Raw genomic sequence first — 17,098 nt, 5'->3', positions numbered from 1 at the left:
GGAGCAGCGATGACCCGGCACCACCCACCGCCGACGGGCAACACGAGGTCCCTCGAGGCGGACATCGTCCGGGACCTCCGGTCGACGACCTCCTACAGCTCCTACCTGTGCCTCGACCGGCTGCTCGACGCCCAGCACCCGCGGAGCCGGCCGCCCCACCACGACGAGATGCTGTTCATCATCCAGCACCAGACGTCCGAGCTGTGGCTCAAGCTCGTCCTGCACGAGCTGCGCGCGGCGATGCGCAACATCGCGGCGGACGACCTCGCCCTCGCCCTCAAGCAGCTCGCCCGGATCAAGCACGTGCAGCGCACGCTCACCGACCAGTGGTCCGTGCTCGCCACCCTGACCCCGGCCGAGTACGCCGAGTTCCGGCCCGTGCTCGGCCCGTCGTCGGGCTTCCAGTCCCACCAGTACCGGGCGGTGGAGTTCGCGCTCGGCAACAAGAACGCCGACATCATCGAGGTGTTCGCGCACGACCCGCCCGCCCGCGCGCTGCTCCGGGAGCTGCTCGAGGCGCCCAGCCTCTACGACGAGTTCCTCCGCTACCTCGCCCGGCGGGGCCACGCGGTCCCGGTGCATCTCCTCGAGCGCGACGTCCGCCGGGCGCACACCTTCGACCAAGGGCTGGTCGAGGTGTTCCGGCGGATCTACGAGGCGGCGCACGACCACTGGGCCGAGTACGAGACGTGCGAGGAGCTGGTGGACATCGAGGAGAACTTCCAGCTGTGGCGCTTCCGCCACCTCAAGACCGTCGAGCGGACGATCGGGTTCAAGCGGGGCACGGGCGGGTCGAGCGGGGTCGCGTTCCTGCGGGAGGCCCTGTCGCTGACCTTCTTCCCCGAGCTGTACGCCGTGCGCACCGAGATCGGGCGGTGACGCGTGGCCCCGGTGACGGACGTCCACACCCACTACGTCCCGCGGGGCTGGCCCGCCCTGCCCGGCGCGGGCGCCCGGCCCTCGTTGCGGGTCGACGGCCCGGCCACCGCGACGATCATGCTCGGCGAGCGGCCGTTCCGGCGGATCACGGACTCGGCCTGGAACGCCGACGTCCGGCTCGCCCACATGGACGCGCACGGCGTGGACCGGCAGGTCCTCTCGCCCACCCCGGTCTTCTTCTCCTACGAGCAGGAGGCGGACGCCGCGTCCCGCACCGCCGCCGTGTTCAACGACCTGGCGCTGGAGATCGCGGCCGAGGCGCCGGACCGGTTGCTGCCCTTCTGCCAGGTGCCGCTGCAGGACCCGGACGCCGCGTGCCGCGAGCTGGACCGCGCCGTGGCGGCCGGGCACGTGGGCGTCGAGATCGGGAACCACGTCGGCGACCGCGACCTGGACGACGTCGGGATCGGGACGGTCCTGCAGCACGCCGCAGCGCTCGGGGTCCCGGTGTTCGTGCACCCCTGGGACATGCCGGTGTCGCCGCGGACCACGCGCTGGATGGCGCAGTGGCTGGTCGGGATGCCGGCCGAGACGCACCTGTCCGTGCTGGCGATGGTGCTGGGCGGGGTGTTCGACCGGATCGGCCCCGGGCTGCGGATCTGCTTCGCGCACGGCGGCGGCTCGTTCCCGTTCTGGATCGGCCGGATGGACAACGCCTGGCGCGAGCGGCACGACGTCGTGGGCACCTCGGCGCTGCCGCCCTCGGGCTACCTGGACCGCTTCTGCGTCGACTCCGTGGTGTTCGACGAGCGGGCGCTGCGGCTGCTGGTCGACACGATGGGCCCGGAGCGGGTCCTGCTCGGCACGGACTACCCCTACCCGCTCGGCGAGCAGGCCCCGGGGTCGCTGGTCCGCGGCGCCGCCTTCCTGACCGAGGCGCAGCGGGACCTGCTGCTGGGCGGCAACGCCGAGACCTTCCTGGGCCTGCGCGCCCCGGTCGGCGAGGCGGCCCCGTGAGCGACCCCGTCAGCGACCCCGTCAGCGACCCCGTCAGCGACGCCGTGAGCGACCCCGTGACTGACCCCGTGAGCACGGTGCTGCGGCCGGTCGACGAGGCGCACGCCCTGCACCTCGACGCGATCGACCCGCTGCCCGCGCGTCGCGCCGACTTCCACGTCCCTCCGGCCACCGCGGGCGACCACGCCGAGGCCGCCTACCTGGCTGGCAACTCCCTCGGCCTGCAGCCCCGCGCCGCGCGGGCGGCGCTCGAGCAGGAGCTGGCGGACTGGGCCCGGCTCGGTGTCGAGGGCCACCTCGAGGCCGCGCGGCCGTGGAAGCCCTATCACGAGTTCCTGCGCGACGGGGCCGCCCGGCTCGTCGGCGCCCTGCCGGCGGAGACCGTCGTGATGAACTCGCTGACGGTCAACCTGCACCTGATGATGATCAGCTTCTACCGGCCGACCCCGGAGCGGTACGCGATCGTCGTCGAGGACTCCACCTTCCCGTCGGACTCCTACGCCGTGCAGAGCCAGGCCCGGCTGCACGGGCTCGATCCGGCCGGGTCGGTGATCCGGCTGCGTCCGCGCCCCGGCGAGGACTGCCTGCGCACCGAGGACGTGCTCGGGTTCCTGCGCGCCGAGGGTCACCGGGTCGCGCTGCTGCTGCTCGGCGGGGTCAACTACCTCACCGGCGAGCTGATGGACATCCCGGCGATCACCGCGGCGGGGCGGGCGGCGGGCGCCGTCGTCGGCTGGGACCTGGCCCACGCCGTCGGCAACGTCCCGCTGCGGCTCCACGAGTGGGGCGTCGACTGGGCCGCCTGGTGCCACTACAAGTACGTCAACGCCGGGCCCGGCGCGGTCGCCGGCTGCTTCGTGCACGAGCGGCACCTCGCCGACCGGACCCTGCCGAAGCTCCAGGGCTGGTGGGGCACCGACCCCGCGACGCGGTTCGCGATGGGACCGGACGTCGACCCCGTCGACACCGCGGACTCGTGGCAGCTGTCCAACCCGCCGATCCTCGCGATGGTGCCAGTCCTGGTCTCCCTGCGGCTCTTCGACGAGATCGGGATGGCGGCCCTGCGGGAGCGCAGCATCCGGCTCACCGGCTACCTCGCCGCACTGCTGGACACGGTGTGCCTGGAGCTGCCCGCCCGGGTGATCACACCCGCGGACCCGGAGCGACGGGGTTGCCAGCTCTCGGTGCGGGTGTCCGGGGTCGACGCCGAGGAGGTCCGGGCCCGGCTCCGCCACGAGCACGGGGTGATCGCCGACGCCCGCCGGCCGGACGTCGTCCGGTTCGCGCCGGTCCCCCTCTACTGCACGCACCACGACGCCTGGCGGGCCGCGACGGCGCTGGCGGCCGTCCTGTCGTCCGGTCCCCCGTCGTCCCGTCCCCCGTCGTCGGCCGGGGAGGCCCGCGATGCCTGAGCCGACCTGGGCCGGAGCGCCCGTGGAGTCGGTCGCCGTGGTGGGCGCCGGGCTGGCCGGCTGCCTGCTCGCGGCCTTCCTGGGCCGGCGCGGCATCGCCGTGGACCTCTACGAGCGGCGCGCGGACCCGCGCACCGCCGGTGCGGAACGCGGCCGCTCGATCAACCTCGCGATCTCCGCGCGCGGGCTCGACGCGCTCGACCGGGTCGGGCTCGCGGAGCAGGCGCTGGCCGAGGCCCTCCCGATGCGGGGCCGGACCCTGCACCCGGTCCGCGGTGCGCTGGGCTTCCAGTCCTACTCCGCGGACGGCACCCGTGCGATCAACTCCATCGGCCGGGCCCGGCTCAACCACGCCCTGCTGGACTGCGCGGAGAAGACCCCGGACGTCACGCTGCACTTCGAGCACCGGCTGACCGCCGTCGACCCGGCCACCGGCACGCTCACCTTCGCCGACGGCGGCACCCGACGGGCGGACGCGGTGATCGGGGCCGACGGCGCCTGGTCGGCCGTCCGCCGGTCCGTCCAGTTCAGCGAGGGGTTCGACTTCCGGCAGGACTTCCTCCCGCACGGCTACAAGGAGCTCACCATCCCGCCCGCCCCGGACGGCGGGTTCGCGCTGGACCCGGGCTCGCTGCACATCTGGCCCCGCGGGTCGTCGATGATGATCGCCCTCCCGAACACCGACCGCTCCTTCACCTGCACCCTGTTCTGGCCGAAGGAGGGGCCGGGCGGGTTCGCCGCGCTGGACACGGCCGACGCGGTACGGCGGTACTTCGCCGCCCACTACCCGGACGCCGTGCCGCTGATGCCGACGCTCGCCGAGGACTTCCTGCACAACCCGGTCGGGTCGCTGGTCACGATCCGCTGCGCGCCCTGGGTGCGCGGCCGGGTCGCGCTGCTCGGCGACGCCGCACACGCCATCGTCCCCTTCTTCGGGCAGGGTGCGAACTGCGCCTTCGAGGACTGCGTGGAGCTCGACCGCTGCCTCGACGAGACCGGCGGCGACCTGGCGGTCGCGCTGCCGCGCTACCAGGACCGGCGCAAGGCGAACGCCGAGGCGATCGCGGACATGGCCCTGGACAACTTCGTCGAGATGAGCGACCGGGTGAACTCGCCGGTGTTCCGCTGGACCACGAGGGCCCGGCACGCCCTGGAGCGCGTCGTGCCCGGGTACGTGTCGCGCTACGAGCTCGTCTCCTTCACGACGCTGCCCTACGCCCGGATCGAGGGGCGCATCCGCCGGCAGGACCGGCTCGCCGCCGGGCTCACCACCGCGGTCGTCGGGGGGCTCGCCGCGCTGGCGTCCCGGAGGGGGGCCCGGTCGTGAGCGGCGACGCCTTCCTGGTCCCGGGCCGGGCCCGCCCACGCGGCCGGTACCCGCACGCCCGCCGCGCCGGCGACTTCCTCCACGTCTCCGGGACCAGCAGCCGCCGCCCGGACGGCTCCTTCGCCGGCGCCGAGGTCGACGAGTTCGGCACCACGGCCCTGGACATCCGCGTCCAGACCCGGGCGGTGATCGAGAACGTCCGCGAGATCCTGCAAGCCGCCGGGGCCGGGCTGGAGGACCTGGTCTCGGTCACCACCTACCTGGTGAGCATGAACGACTTCGGCGGCTACAACGAGGTCTACGCCGAGTTCTTCGACGAGTCCGGCCCCGCCCGCACCACCGTCGCCGTGCACCAGCTCCCCCATCCCCACCTGCTGATCGAGATCTCCGCCGTGGCGTACCGCCCCGTACCGGGACCCGTACAGGAAGAGGACACATGACCGGGATCAGCGAGCCCGTCCGCTTCGACGGCTGGGTCGACGAGCACCGCCACCTGCTGCGGCCGCCGGTGGGCAACAAGCAGCTGCACGAGGGGGCCGAGGACCTGATCGTCATGGTCGTCGGCGGGCCCAACCAGCGGCAGGACTACCACGTCGACCCCTACGAGGAGTGGTTCTTCCAGATCAAGGGCGACATCCACGTCCACCTCGTCACCGACGAGGGTCCGCGCACGGTGCACATCCGGGAGGGCGAGTCGTGGCTCCTCCCGGCCGGCGTCCCGCACTCGCCGCAGCGTCCGCAGGAGGGCTCGATCGGCCTCGTCGTCGAGCAGGTCCGCAAGGCCGGGACGCTCGAGAAGTTCCAGTGGTACGCCCACACCGCAGACTCGGCGACCCTGGTGCACGAGGTCGAGCTGCAGGTCACCGACATCCGGGCGGACCTGCCGCCGGTGTTCGCCGAGTTCTACGAGAAGACCCTGCCCACCTTGCGGGACGCCGACGGGGCACCACTGTCCCGCGCGGCCCTGTCCCCGGTCACCGCGGTCCCGGATCCCCGGGGCGCGGAGACCGCGACCACCTGAGGTGACACGCGTCGCAGAGCGCGCCGAACAAGGGTTCAGGACGCCGTGGAGGGGGAAGGGACGGAGCCGGTGGTGCGGCCGGGGCACCACCGGGTTGTTGAGCCGACAGCAACTGGAGCGGGGCCGATGCTGGAACAGATCAGTGCGACGACGACGCAGCAGGTGACCTCGGGTCTCCCGCCGGGCAGATCGGGCTACACCGTGACGGCGAACGCCCTGGTGTGGCGGCTGGACGCGGCGGACGTCTCCGCGCTCCCGACGGACCAGGTCCGCGGGCTCCTCGCGGAGTGGCTGCGGGCCGCCGACTGGCCGCGTGCGCATGCGGCGCTGATCGTGAAGGCCGTGACCGAGGCCGTCCGCGTGCTGCAGCAGTGCCGGGGCCCGCTCCCGCCGACGTCCGGAACGGGCGGGTTGCGGATCGAGACGATGGCGCTCCACGACGACCGGACCCGGCGGCTGCGGATCGTCGTCGCCGACGGCGGGGCCGGCGCCGGGACGGGTGTCGACCGGGCCGGGCCGGACCTGGCGCCGCTGCGGGAGCTGGTGGACGAGGTGGCCGTCGGCCCGGACGCGGTGATCACGATGCTGACCCGCGTCGTGCCGAAGTGGTGAGCCCCCCGCCGCAGGTCGTGGGGGCGTGCAGGTAATCCTTCCGAGATCGGCTCCGAGCATGGCCGCATGGTCTCGTGGCTGGCGGACGTCCCCCTCGCGCTCCTGACGGCCGCGATCTTCCTCGTGCTGTACGGGGCGGCGGCGGTCGTCCTCCTCGTCCTGCACCTGGTGCGCAGGAGCGGCCACGAGGCGGCGCTGGGCCCGCTGAGCCCGGGATTGCTCTCCCCGATGGGACTGATCTTCGGCCTGCTGGTCGGGTTCCTCGTCGCGGACGTCTGGGCCGACCGCGACCAGGCCGCCGGTGCCGTCAGCGAGGAGGCGAGCGCCCTGCGCGACGTCGACCTGCTGAGCAGTACGTTCCCGGCCGAGCAACCGCAGATCCGGCAGCTCGTGCGCGACCAGATCGACGCCTACGTCTCCGCCGAGTGGCCGCAGATGTCCGGCGGACGGGCCACGCTCACCGTCGCCCCCGCCCGGCTCGTGGAGGTGCAGCGGATCGTCCTGGCCCTGCCGATCGGCACGGACGGGCAGCGGGTGGCCCAGGACCGCCTCGTCACCTCGGTCGACCGGGCGCTGGAGGCCCGGCGCACCCGGCTCGTGCTGAGCAACTCCGCCATCGACCCCCTGCGGCTGATCGCGCTGTTCCTGGTGGCGGCGGTGACCCTCGCCGCGATGGGCTGCGTGCAGGCCGACCGGTTGAGCCGCGCCGCCGCCTCGCTCGCGCTCCTCGCGACCGCCATGGCCGTCGCCCTCACACTGCTCGTCGCCCAGGGCGCCCCGTTCACGGGCTACTTCGCGATCCGGCCCGATCTGCTGGTGCAGGTGCGCCCCGCACCCTGACCGACCCGGGTTCCCGGGCCGGGCCCAACACCGCCCGCCCCCGGGACCTTCGACGCTGGTGGGAGCGGCGCCACGGGCCGACGCTCCGGGCACGTCGCTGCCGCACGGCCGCCTGGTCGACCCCGGAGGAGCCCCGATGACCGCCCCCACGACCGCACTGCACGCCGGACCCGGGCCCGTCGCCGAACGCAACGGGGTCACCGTCGCCGTCGACGGCACGGACGCGGGCCTCCGGGCGGTGTGCTGGGCCGCCGACGAGGCCGCCGCCCGGGACGCCGCGCTCACGGTCCTGCACGCCGCCCCGTACGCGGCGGGCTCGACCGGCTCGCTGCACGCCCACGCCTTCCGGATCCTCGCCCGGGCAGCCGCGGCCGCCCGCCGGCACGCCCCGCAGGTCCCGGCCCGCACCGTGCTCCTGGACGAGGAGCCGCTCGCCGCCCTCGTCGCGACCTCGCGGGAGACCGCCCGGCTCGGCGGGCTGCTCGTGGTCGGGCTCGCCGGGAGCGGGCGGCCGACGGACGCGATGGTCGGGTCGCTCGCCCTCGACCTCGCCTCCCGGGCCTGCGGGCCGATCGTGGTGGTGCCGCGGCCGGGGACGGCGGACGGCCCGGTGGTGGCCGCCGTGGGCGACCCCGCCGCCGACGTCGTCGTGGTCGCCCAGGCCCACCGGGCCGCGGCCCGGCGCGGGGTGCCGCTCGAGGTGCTCCACGCCGCCCGCAAACCGGCCGAGGCCGCGGAGGCGCGGGATGCCCTCGAGCGCGTCCTGCGTCCCCTCGCCGCGGCCCGGCCCGCCGTGAGCGCGACGGTGCGGGTGGTGCCCGAGCGGCCGTACGAGGCGGTCGTGCAGAGTTCGGACCGGGCGAGCCTGCTCGTCGTCGGCACCGGCCGGGGCCGGCGGCACCTGCTCGGGTCGACCACCCGGACGGCGATCCGGCTCGCCGGGTGCCCCGTGCTCGTCGCCGTCCCCGAGCCGCAGGGGACGTAGGGCGGACCGGCCGGGAACGGGTACGGGAGGAGTCGGGATGGCGACGGACGTGGCGGCCGGCCTGCTCGAGCGGGCCCTCCGGCTCGCGCTGCGGGCTCCGTCGGTGCACAACACGCAGCCGTGGCGCTGGCGCCTGCGGCCGCGCGAGGTCGAGCTGCACGCCGATCCCGTGCGGCACCTGCCGGGTACCGACCCGGACCGCCGGGACCTGGTGATCAGCTGCGGCGCGGCGCTCCACCACCTGCTGGTCGCCGTCGCGGGGTTCGGCGGGGCCGTCGAGGTCGACCGGGTGCCGGACCCCGAGCACCCCTACCACCTGGCCACGGTCCGGCTCGTCGACGGTGAGCCGGACCGGGCCGCGGCCGCGTTGTTCGGCCAGATCACCCGGCGGTACACCGACCGGCGGCCGTACTCTCCCGAGCCGGTCCCGGCGGCGCAGGTGGCGGCGCTCGTCGACCGGGCCCACGCCGTCGGCGTCGTCGCGGTGCCGGTCACCGAGCGGGCCGCGCTGACGGCGATGACCGAGGTCCTCACGGAGGCCGCGCGCGAGCAGCGGCACGAGCCCGGGTACCTCGCGGAGCTGCTGATGTGGACCCGGCGCTACGCCGACGCCGGCGACGGGATCCCGCCCGCCGCGGTGCCGGTCCGTACCGGGCAGTGGGACGAGCCCCACCTGCAGCGCTTCCCGTCCGGCCTCCTCTCCCCCGGCCGGCAACCGGCCCCCGCCGGCGGCCTGCTGCTCGTGCTGGCGACGGCGGAGGACGACACGGCGGGCCGGCTGGCGGCCGGCGAGGCCACCAGCGCGGTGCTGCTCACCGCCACCCGCGCCGGCCTGGCCACGGACCCGCTCAGCCAGGCGGTCGAGGTGCCATCGGCGCGGAAGGGTCTACGTGCGGCGCTGCACCTCCCGGAGCACCCGCAGCTGGTGATCCGGCTGGGCTTCCCCACGCCGGGCGCGCCGCCGCTGGAGCCCACGCCACGCCGTCCGCTGACGGCCGTGCTGCTCCCGTGACACCGGGGTCGGTCGGGGGCGGTCAGCGCACCCGCCGGCCGGTCTCGGCGCAGCTGTAGCCGCCGAGGGCCTCGACCGCGGCCCGGAAGTCCGCGCGGTCCAGCAGCTCCCACAGCGGCGCGGTCAGCGGATCGGACAGCGCGTCCGTCCGTACGACCAGGTCGTAGGGCTCCTGCGCCACCGGGACGAAGTCCAGCCCGAAGGCCCGCGCGGCGGCGAGGATGCCCAGACCGGCGTCGACGCGGCCGGCGGCGACGGCGGCGGCGACCGCGAGGTGGGTGTGCTCCTCGCGCGAGTAGCCCGACACCGCCGCGGGGTCGACGCCGAGCTCGGCCAGCTGCTGGTCGAGCAGCACCCGGGTGCCCGCGCCCCGCTGCCGGTTGACGTACCGAAGGCCGGGGCGGGTCAGGTCCTCGATCCCCCGGACGCCCAGCGGGTTGCCCGGGGCCACGATCAGGCCCTGCTCGCGGTGGACGAGCCGGACCACCGCCACGTCGGCGTCCGGCCCGAGCAGCCGGTCGAGGTAGGGCAGCGTGTACTCGCCCGTCGCGGGATCCAGCAGGTGCGAGCCGGCGAGGTGGCACAGCCCGTCCCGCAGCGCGACGAGCCCGCCGAGCGACCCGACGTTCGACGAGGCCAGCGTGATCAGGGGGTCGGCCGCGCGCAGCCGGGACGCGGCGAGGTCGAGCACGAGGTCGTGGGAGCCGATCACGACCATGGTCCGGTCGATCTCGCCCGGCCCGCGCAGCAGCTCGACGCGCACCCGTTCCCCGGCGTGGTGGCCCTCGACCCCCGAGGGCACCGTCAGCAGGCCGTCGGCGCGCACCAGCGAGGTGAGCACCCCGGCGCCGCGCGGCAGCGGGGTGGCGACGACCTCGCCCCGCACCCGGCCCAGCCGGACCCGCACCCAGTCGTCCATGCCGATCGCGCTGGGGAGCTTGCGGGCGAGCCGCGCGCTCGTCGACGGGCGCTCGGCCGGGGCCGCGCCCTCCAGCCCGGCGAGCATCGGCGCGGCGAAGATGTCGAAGGTGAGCGCGGCGGACACGGGGTAGCCGGGCGCGCCCAGCACGGGCGTCGCCGGGCGACCGGCGACCGTCCCGAGCACGACCGGATGGCCCGGCCGCACCGCGACGCCGTGCACGGCCAGCGTGCCCGCCTCCGCGACGACCTGCGCGGTGTAGTCGTCCCGGCCCGCGCTCGACCCGGCGATCAGGACGACCAGGTCGGCCTCCGCCGCGGCGGCGCGCAGCGCGGCCCCGATCTCGGCCGGGTCGTCCCGCACGATGTCGCTGACGCGGGCCGCGCACCCGATCTCCCGCGCCTGTGCGGCGAGCATGAGCGAGTTGGTGTCGGCGATCTCGCCGGGCGCGAGGTCGGTGCCGATCGGGCGGATCTCGTCCCCGGTGGGCACCACGACCACGAGCGGCGCCCGCCGGACGTCGAGCTCGGTGACCCCGGCCGCGGCACACGCGGCGACGTCCACGGCGCGGAGCCGGTGCCCCTCCGGGAGCAGCAGCTCGGCGGCGCTGATGTCCTCGCCGATCGAGCGGACGTGCTGGTAGGGCGCCACTGCCGCGCGCAGCTCGGCGGCCCCGTCGGCGGTGCGGTGCACGTTCTCCCGCATGACGACGGCGTCGTAGCCGGCGGGGAGCGGGTCCCCGGTGTCCACCACCTCGAACCGGTCCGGGGCCAGCACGACCGGGGTCGTCTCGGCGGCGCCCACCGTGTCGTCCGCCCGGACCGCGATGCCGTCCATGGCCGCGGAGTCGAAGGCGGGCGACGAGCGCCGCGCCCACACCGGCTGCGCGGTCACCCGGCCGACGGCCTCGGCCACCCCGACGCGGATCACCTCGACGCGGGGCGGGCAGCCGGCGGCGGCACGCGCCTCGTTCCAGGCCGCCAGGGCGAGGTCGGCGGGGACGTCGGAGACGTAGGGGCTGCGAGCGGTCATCGGGACGGTGCTCATCGGTTCAGGTGCTCATCGGTTCAGGTGCTCATCGGTTCGGCGTGCTCATCGGTAGAGCACGACCTCGACCTCGGTGCCGGCGTCCAGCCCGGTCGCGGGTTCGGGGACGACCACGTACCCATCCGCGCGGGTGAGGACCGACAGCAGCGCGGACGGCCCGAACAGCGGCTCGGCGACGCCGTCGACGAGCCGCACCTGCACCACGTCCAACCGGCCCGCGGCCGAGGCCAGGTTCCGCGCCAGGCGCGCCCGCCGGTTGGGCTCGGGTGGCGGGTCCTCGCACCCGGCCAGCCGCCACACCAGCGGGACCCCGATCAGCCGGAAGACGACCAGGGCGGACAGCGGGTTGCCCGGCAGCCCGAGGACCGGCACCCCGCCGCACTCCGCGAGCAGCGTCGGCTTGCCCGGCTTGATCGCCAGGCCGTGGCACCAGACCGTGCCCAGGGCCGCGACCGCCCCGGCGGTCTCGTCCCGCGCACCGACCGAGGAGCCGGCGGAGATCACCACGAGGTCGGCGTCGACGAGCGCGTCCGTGAGCCGCTCCCGCAGCGCCCCCGGCTCGTCGGACACGATCCCGGCCTGCACGGGCTCGCCCCCGGCGTCGGCGACCAGGCCGGCCAACGCCGACGCGGTGGCGTCGCGCACCTGCCCGGCGGCGAGCTCGGCGGTGTCCGGCGGCACCACCTCGTCCCCGGTCGAGACGATCGCCACCCGCGGCCGGGCGTGGGCGGCGACGGTCGTGACCCCGGCGGCCGCGAGCATGCCGAGGTCGGGGGCGCGCAGCGGGCGCCCGGCAGGGGCGAGGGCGGCACCGGCGACGACGTCCTCGTCGGCCCGCACCAGCCCGCTGCCGGGCGCGACGGGCCGGGTCACCTCGACGCACCCGGGCAGGGTCTCCGCGGTGAACTCGACCATGACGACGGCGTCGGCCCCCTCGGGCAGGACGCCGCCGGTGGGCACGACGACGCAGCCGCCGGGGCGCACCGCCACCTCCGGCGCGGCCCCCATCCGCACCGCCCCGAGCAGGTCGAGATAGCTCGGCAGGCCGTCCGAGGCGCCGTAGGTGTCCGCGGCCCGCACCGCGAACCCGTCGACCGTGGAGCGCGCGAACCCCGGCAGCGGGGCCGGGGCGACGACATCCTCGGCCGGGACCCGGTGCAGCGCGGCCGCCAGCCCCACCGACTCGGCCTTGGTCCGCCGGGCGGGACGGAACTCCGCGAGGGCCTCCGCGACCGTCCGGGCCGTGAAGAACTCCTTGCCGCTCACCGGTCCGGCTGTCCCGTCTCCCCTTCCGGCCGGGGTTGATCGCGCGCCGCCGCGCCGCCCTTGTCCAGACCCAGGACCGACACGACCGGGCCCAGGGCCACCTGCCCCAGCCCGCAGATCGAGGTCTTGCGCATGGCCTCCTCGAGGCGCAGCAGTTCGCCGCGGCGGGCCTCGTCGAGCGGCGTGCCGGCGTCGAGCACCTCCCGCAGCAGCCCGTGCGCCTTGGTCGACCCGACCCGGCACGGCACGCACTTGCCGCAGGACTCGTTCCGGAAGAAGCGCAACACGTTGGTCGACGCGGCGAGCAGGTCCGTGCCCTCGGCGAGCACCACCAGCGCCCCGGAGCCGAGCATCGTCCCGGCCTCGGCGAGCGGCCCGAAGTCCAGGGCCAGGTCGAGCTGGTCCGGCCCGATGAAGTTCGACGACGCCCCGCCGGGCTGGACCGCCCCGACCCGGGCACCGTCCCGGACGCCGCCGGCCTCGTCGATCAGCTCCCGCACCGTGGTCCCCATCGGCACGCAGTACACGCCCGGGCGGGCGACGTGGCCGGAGACCGCGAAGAACTTCCAGCCGACGGACTCGCCCCGGCCCTGGTCGGCCCACCAGTCCGCGCCACGCTGCAGGATCACCGGGACGTCCGCGAAGGTCTCGACGGAGTTCATCAGCGTGGGCCGGCCGTGCAGCCCGTAGTTGCCCGGGAAGGGCGGCTTGTTCCGCGGCTCCCCGCGATGCCCCTCCATGCACTCCAGCAGGGCCGTCTCCTCGCCGAGGATGTAGCCCCCGGGCGAGACGAAGACGTCGAGCTGCAGCCGCCGGCCGCTGCCGCAGGCGTCCGGGCCGATCACCCCGGCCTCGCGCACCGCCTCGATCTCGGCGCGCAGCACGTGCTCCTCGGGGCCGTACTCGTGCCGGATGAACACCCAGCCCTGCTCGGCGCCGACCACGGCCATGCCCAGCAGCAGGCCCTCCAGCACCAGGTGGGGCTGGTCGGCCAGGATCTGGCGGTCCTTGAACGTGCCCGGCTCGGACTCGTCCGCGTTGCAGATCGCGTAGGTCACCCCGCCGGGCTCGGCACCGCGCACCAGCTCCCACTTCTTGCCCGTGGGGAACCCGGCCCCGCCCATGCCGCGCAGCCCGGAGGCCGAGAGCGTGGCCACGACCTCGTCCGGGTCGAGCTCGCCGGCCAGCAGCGCCCGCAGCGACCGGTAGCGCTCGGCCACGCCCGAGCCGGCCGGGTACGGGTCGTTGGGCCACGGCCCGCGGCGGCCCGACGGCGTCGGCGCGGCCTGCCCGACCCCGGTCGACCGGGCGGCCTCGACCAACCCGTCGACCTCGGCCACCGGGCCGGGGCGCTCGTTCACGGCGGCGGCCGGGGCGACGTCGCAGCGGCCCAGGCAGGACACCTCGACCAGCTCGACGTCCGCCGCGTCGCCGAACCGGGCCCGCAGCTCGGCGAGGCGCTCCTCGCCGCCGCTCAGCCAGCAGGACAGGTCGTGGCACACGTGCAGCGCCACCGCGGCGGGCGGCGTGGTGCGGAAGTGCGGGTAGAAGGAGATGAGCCCCTCGATCTCGTACCGGGGGCGTCGCACCTCCCGCGCCAGCTCCTCCAGCTCCGCCCGCGGCAGCCACCCGAGCCGGGCCTGGATGGCGTTGAGCGCGGGGATGAGCGAGGGCCCGGGGAACTTGCCCGCCCGGGCCTCCACCCCGGGCACCCACCGGGCGCGGGCCGCCGACGCCCGCTCCGACTCGACCGTCATGCCCGCACTCCCAGCGGCTCGACCTCGACCGCGCAGAACTTGAACTCCGGGATCTTGCCGAAGGGGTCGATCTCGTCGATCGTCAGCAGGTTCGCCGCGGCCTCCCGGAAGTGGAACGGGATGAAGCAGTTGCCCAGCTGCTCGCGGTGCGAGATGCGCACCTGCAGCTCGATCACGCCGCGCCGCGACCGCACCCGGCACAGCTCCCCGTGCGCCAGGCCGCGGTCGGCCGCGTCCTTGGGGTGCAGGTACACCTCGGCGACGGGCGAGATGGTGTCCAGCGCGAACGAGCGGCGCGTCATCGACCCGGTGTGCCAGTGCTCGAGCAGCCGGCCGGTGTTGAGCACCAGCGGGTACTCCGCGTCGGGCAGCTCCTTCGCCGGCAGCCACTCGGCCGGGACCAGGTGGGCCAGTCCGTCGTCGGTGTTGAAGCGCTCGTCGAACATGACGATCGTGCCGTCCGTGTGCTCCGGGTCGGCGTTCGGGTAGAGCTTTCCGGAGAGCCCGAGGTTGTCGTAGCGCAGGTTCGCGTAGGAGGGCATCAGCGCGACCATCTCGTCGAACACCTCGCTCGGCGAGGAGTAGGACCAGTCCAGGCCGATCCGGTTCGCGAGGTCCTGGATGACCTCCCAGTCCACCCGGGCCTGCCCCGGCGGGTCGAGGACCTTCCGGCCGAGCTGCACCCGCCGGTCGGTGTTGGTGTAGGTGCCCTCCTTCTCCAGGTACGAGGACGCGGGCAGCACGACGTCCGCGAACTCGGCCGTCTCGGTGAGGAAGATGTCCTGCACGACCAGGAAGTCCAGCGCGGCCAGCGCCTTGCGCACCTTGTTGATGTTCGGGTCGGACAGGAACGGGTTCTCGCCGAGCATGTACATGCCCCGCACCCCGTCGGGCTTCAGCACCGAGCCGATGATCTCGGTGACGGTCAGGCCGCGGTTCGGGTCGAGCTCGGTGCCCCACGCCTCCTCGAAGCGGCGGCGCGTGGTGCCGGAGTCCACGCCCTGGTAGTCGGGATAGAACATCGGGATCAGGCCGGCGTCGGAGGCGCCCTGCACGTTGTTCTGCCCCCGCAGCGGGTGCAGGCCGGTGCCCGGCCGCCCGACGTTGCCGGTGATCGAGCACAGCGCGATGAGGCAGCGGGCGTTGTCCGTGCCGGTGGTGTGCTGGGAGATGCCCATCCCCCAGTAGACGACCGCGGCCCGCGCCTCGCCCCACACCCGGGCGACCTCGCGGATCAGGTCGACGTCCACCCCGGTGATCTGCGCGGCCCGCTCGGGCGGGTAGTCCGCGACCGTCCGGGCCAGCTCCTCGTAGTTCGACGTCCGGGCGGCGATGAACTCCCGGTCGATCAGCCCCAGCCGGATCACCTCGTGCATCAGCGCGTTGTAGAAGGCGACGTCCGTGCCCGGCTTGACCTGGCAGTGGTAGTCCGCGTGCTCGGCCACCGTGCTGGCCCGCGGGTCGACGTACACGATCTTGGTGCCGCGCCGCCGGGCCTGCTTGAAGAACGAGCTGGCCACCGGGTGGTTGGCCGTCGGGTTGGAGCCCGTGATGATCACGACGTCCGCGTTGGCCACGTCGCCGTAGGTGGTCGACACCGCGCCCGAGCCGACGCCCTCGAACAGCGCCGCCACCGAGGAGGCGTGGCACAGCCGGGTGCAGTGGTCGACGTTGTTGGTGCCGAACCCGGCCCGGATGAGCTTCTGGAAGAGGTAGGCCTCCTCGTTGGAGCACTTCGCGGAGCCGAACCCGGCGATGGCGCCGGGGCCGCCCCGGGCGTGGATCTCCTTCAGCCGGGTGGCGACGAGGTCCAGGGCCTCCTCCCAGGTCGCCTCGCGGAAGTGCGGCAGCACCTCGTCGTAGTCGACGAGGCCGCCGGGCTTGCGCGTCCGGTCCCGGCCGTTCCTGCTCAGCGGCTCACCCCGGCCGCCGCCGCTGCGGTTCCCGCCGCCACCTCCGCGGCCCCGGTCGTTCCCGGCGTCCCCGCGGACGTCGGCCGAGAGCGGGCCCTTCGGGTACGACGAGTCCTTGCGGATCAACGGCACCGTGAGCCGCTGCGGGGAGGCCGCGTAGTCCCAGCCGTAGCGGCCCTTGACGCACAACCGGCTCTGCGAGCCGGGCTGGTCGCGTCCCTCCGCGAACACGATCGCGCCGCGCTCGCGGTCCACGTGGTAGGTCAGCGCGCAGCCGACGCCGCAGTACGGGCAGACGGTGTGGACGGAGTCGAGCTCCTCGCGCGGGCGGATCGGGACGTCGTTGATCGCCTTGTTCGTGATCGCCCCGGTGGGGCAGGCCTGCACGCACTCGCCGCAGGTCACGCAGGAGCTCGCGCCCATCGGGTCGTTCAGGTCGAACGCGATCCGGGTGGCATAGCCCTTGCCGGAGCGCCCGATGACGTCGTTGCCCTGGATGTCGTCGCAGGCCCGCACGCAGCGGTCGCAGAGGATGCAGGCGTCGTGGTCGACCGCGATCACCGGGTTCGACGCGTCCGTGCCGCGGCCCGACCCGCACGGCAGCTCGGTGGTCTCCCGCGCCACCCCGTACCGGTCGGCGAGGGCGAGCAGCAGGTTGTCCCCGGTCGTCGTCTGCTTCGGGTCCTCCGCGCGCGGGGGCTGGTCGGAGAGGAGCAGCTCGGTGAGCGTGGCCCGGTTGCGTTCGAGCTCCGGGGTGGAGGTCTTGACCTCCATCCCGTCCTCGCACGGGCGGACGCAGGCCGCGGCGAAGGCGCGTCCGCCGGTGTCGACGACGCACATCCGGCACACGCCGACCGGGTCGTAGCGCTCGTCGTGGCACAGCACCGGGATGTCGACGCCGGCCTGCCGGGCCGCGTCGTAGATGGTCGTCCCCTCCGGCACCGTCACGGTGCGGCCGTCGATCTCGGCCGTGACGGTCCGCGTGGTCGCGACCGGTTCCTGCACAGCGGTCATTTCTTGCCCTCGCCGTTGAGAGTCGTGACCCGCACCACCCTAACCGAGCGCGGCGGCCGCGGCGGGGAGAAGACGGG

At 74.9% G+C, this 17,098-nt stretch carries 14 protein-coding genes; 10 read left to right on the top strand and 4 right to left on the bottom strand.

What is annotated here, in order from left to right; all coding sequences use genetic code 11:
* Positions 1-9: 9 nt before the first annotated feature.
* The 10 genes from ABD990_RS16220 (at position 10) to ABD990_RS16175 (ending at position 9,105) form a co-directional block, all read left to right on the top strand.
* Entirely contained in the window at positions 10-879 is an 870-nt protein-coding gene (locus tag ABD990_RS16220) for a tryptophan 2,3-dioxygenase (protein WP_345381351.1), read from the top strand.
* A gap of 3 nt (positions 880-882) precedes the next feature.
* Entirely contained in the window at positions 883-1,896 is a 1,014-nt protein-coding gene (locus tag ABD990_RS16215) for an amidohydrolase family protein (protein ID WP_345381350.1), read from the top strand.
* A gap of 56 nt (positions 1,897-1,952) precedes the next feature.
* Entirely contained in the window at positions 1,953-3,308 is a 1,356-nt protein-coding gene (gene kynU, locus ABD990_RS16210) for a kynureninase (RefSeq protein ID WP_345381349.1), read from the top strand.
* Positions 3,301-4,635, top strand: coding sequence for an FAD-dependent oxidoreductase (locus ABD990_RS16205; RefSeq protein ID WP_345381348.1), 1,335 nt, complete (start codon positions 3,301-3,303; stop codon positions 4,633-4,635). The genes kynU and ABD990_RS16205 overlap by 8 nt, the downstream gene beginning before the upstream one ends.
* Positions 4,632-5,075, top strand: coding sequence for a RidA family protein (locus tag ABD990_RS16200; protein WP_345381347.1), 444 nt, complete (start codon positions 4,632-4,634; stop codon positions 5,073-5,075). Before ABD990_RS16205 ends, ABD990_RS16200 begins: the two co-directional genes overlap by 4 nt.
* Entirely contained in the window at positions 5,072-5,656 is a 585-nt protein-coding gene (nbaC, locus tag ABD990_RS16195; protein WP_345381345.1) for a 3-hydroxyanthranilate 3,4-dioxygenase, read from the top strand. Before ABD990_RS16200 ends, nbaC begins: the two co-directional genes overlap by 4 nt.
* 126 nt (positions 5,657-5,782) lie before the next feature.
* Positions 5,783-6,268, top strand: a complete 486-nt coding sequence (locus tag ABD990_RS16190) for a hypothetical protein (RefSeq protein ID WP_345381344.1) — start codon at positions 5,783-5,785, stop codon at positions 6,266-6,268.
* A gap of 66 nt (positions 6,269-6,334) precedes the next feature.
* Positions 6,335-7,108: a bestrophin-like domain gene (locus ABD990_RS16185; protein ID WP_345381343.1), complete on the top strand. Its 774-nt coding sequence runs from the start codon at positions 6,335-6,337 to the stop codon at positions 7,106-7,108.
* 136 nt (positions 7,109-7,244) lie between these two features.
* Entirely contained in the window at positions 7,245-8,093 is an 849-nt protein-coding gene (locus ABD990_RS16180) for a universal stress protein (RefSeq protein WP_345381342.1), read from the top strand.
* Positions 8,094-8,130: 37 nt separating this feature from the next.
* Positions 8,131-9,105, top strand: coding sequence for an Acg family FMN-binding oxidoreductase (locus ABD990_RS16175; protein ID WP_345381341.1), 975 nt, complete (start codon positions 8,131-8,133; stop codon positions 9,103-9,105).
* A 22-nt stretch (positions 9,106-9,127) separates the two neighbouring features.
* On the opposite strand, the gene ABD990_RS16170 is transcribed toward ABD990_RS16175, so the two are convergent.
* The 4 genes from ABD990_RS16170 to fdhF are packed head-to-tail and all read right to left on the bottom strand — an operon-like array spanning position 9,128 to position 17,021.
* Positions 9,128-11,071 (bottom strand): molybdopterin biosynthesis protein, encoded by a 1,944-nt coding sequence (locus tag ABD990_RS16170; protein WP_345381340.1) that lies wholly within the window; start codon positions 11,069-11,071, stop codon positions 9,128-9,130.
* Between the two features lie 45 nt (positions 11,072-11,116).
* Positions 11,117-12,337: a molybdopterin molybdotransferase MoeA gene (locus tag ABD990_RS16165; RefSeq protein ID WP_345381339.1), complete on the bottom strand. Its 1,221-nt coding sequence runs from the start codon at positions 12,335-12,337 to the stop codon at positions 11,117-11,119.
* Positions 12,334-14,094: an NAD(P)H-dependent oxidoreductase subunit E gene (locus ABD990_RS16160; protein WP_345381338.1), complete on the bottom strand. Its 1,761-nt coding sequence runs from the start codon at positions 14,092-14,094 to the stop codon at positions 12,334-12,336. The genes ABD990_RS16165 and ABD990_RS16160 overlap by 4 nt, the downstream gene beginning before the upstream one ends.
* On the bottom strand, positions 14,091-17,021 hold the full coding sequence (fdhF, locus tag ABD990_RS16155) for a formate dehydrogenase subunit alpha (protein WP_345381337.1): 2,931 nt from the start codon (positions 17,019-17,021) through the stop codon (positions 14,091-14,093). Before fdhF ends, ABD990_RS16160 begins: the two co-directional genes overlap by 4 nt.
* Between the last annotated feature and the right edge of the window lie 77 nt (positions 17,022-17,098).

The sequence above is a fragment of the Pseudonocardia yuanmonensis genome, assembly GCF_039542425.1.
Lineage (GTDB): Bacteria > Actinomycetota > Actinomycetes > Mycobacteriales > Pseudonocardiaceae > Pseudonocardia > Pseudonocardia yuanmonensis.
Note: the sequence above shows the minus strand (reverse complement) of the source record. Positions and strands in the feature narration are given on the sequence as shown.